Here is a 1,218-nt window from a genome sequence, read left to right on the forward strand (position 1 = left end):
CCGCGTGCGTGGATGAAATTTACGGCGTTAGACGCGAGATTTGCAGCGTCAGGCTCGAGGACAGATTTCTCGCTACTCGGCGAAGTAAAATTTGTTGCGCAAAATATGGCGTCGAATTCCACAGCGCCGCGCACGGCGATAAAATTTATGGCGCTATGGCAGATGATAAAATTTTTGGCACTGCGTTAGTGGGCGCGGTAAATTTTGAAATACAAAATGCGCGTGTAAATTTAAGATATAGGAACACATACGCGGATTTAAAATTTAAGGGCAGCGCAAATTCCGAGCCTGCGGGCGGCATAAATTTTAAATTTAAAAACGGTGCGAGCTTTGGGTTCTTATGCGACGGCAACGCAAGGTCGCTAAAATCGAGGAGCTGGGCGAACGCTTTGAGCCTTAGCGCTGCGGCGGAAATTTTAGACCTTGTTTCGGCGGGCGAAATTTTGAAATATGGCGTGACGGCGGGGATTTCGGCGCTCGCCCTAGCAAGTAAAATTTTAATCCCTAGCATCGCAGGCGAAATTTTAAATTTGAGCGCGGCGCCACGCACGGATATTGAGCTTAAAGGAGCGGGTGCATGCAGGATTTAGAGCTTGCTTCGCGCATTACGATCATCACAAATCGCGCGCTATGCGGTGGCGAGACGGCGCTGCTCGCGCGCATAGTGGATTTTGCTACGGCGGGTGTAGGCGAGATTATCGTGCGAGAAAAGGATTTAGACGAGGCGGCCTACGCGGCGCTGTTTAAGAATATACTGCGCGCTTGCGAGTTCTACGATCGCGCAGACCGGCTCAGCTTTGACGCGGATCGAGCTTGCCCGCATGAAATTTCGCCGAATGAAATCCGCGCCGCCAAATTTGATGCGGCAGAAGCGCACGAAGAGGGGTTTGGCGCGGATACGGCTCGCTCGGACGGAATTTTCGCAGAGGAAGTTTGCGCGCACACGATTCCGCATAAAATTTACGACGATCGAGCCTGCACCATCCAAACCCTCGTAGGTGGATTGAATGCGAGCGCGACCTGCGCGGATAAAATTTCACTCTACGAGCGCAACGAGGACAAAATTTTATTAAAAAAGCTCCATTTGGGCGGCGGCAGGAGCGAGCTTCGCGCAGATGCGGCCCGCAGGCACGGTGCCGCTACAGATGAGATACAGTCTAAAAATTCCGCTTGCGTTTTAGATGAAATTTTGTCTGAAAATTTTACTGGCGCTGCAAA

At 51.3% G+C, this 1,218-nt stretch carries 2 protein-coding genes; both read left to right on the forward strand.

The window, feature by feature from the left end; translation table 11 throughout:
* Nucleotides 1–590 (forward strand): hypothetical protein (locus Q0257_RS12490; RefSeq protein WP_298025269.1); only part of this gene is annotated, 590 nt, incomplete at its 5' end.
* Nucleotides 578–1,218 (forward strand): hypothetical protein (locus tag Q0257_RS12495; protein ID WP_298025272.1); only part of this gene is annotated, 641 nt, incomplete at its 3' end. The genes Q0257_RS12490 and Q0257_RS12495, both read left to right, overlap by 13 nt.

Source organism: uncultured Campylobacter sp., from assembly GCF_938018035.1.
In the GTDB taxonomy this organism is placed as follows: domain Bacteria; phylum Campylobacterota; class Campylobacteria; order Campylobacterales; family Campylobacteraceae; genus Campylobacter_B.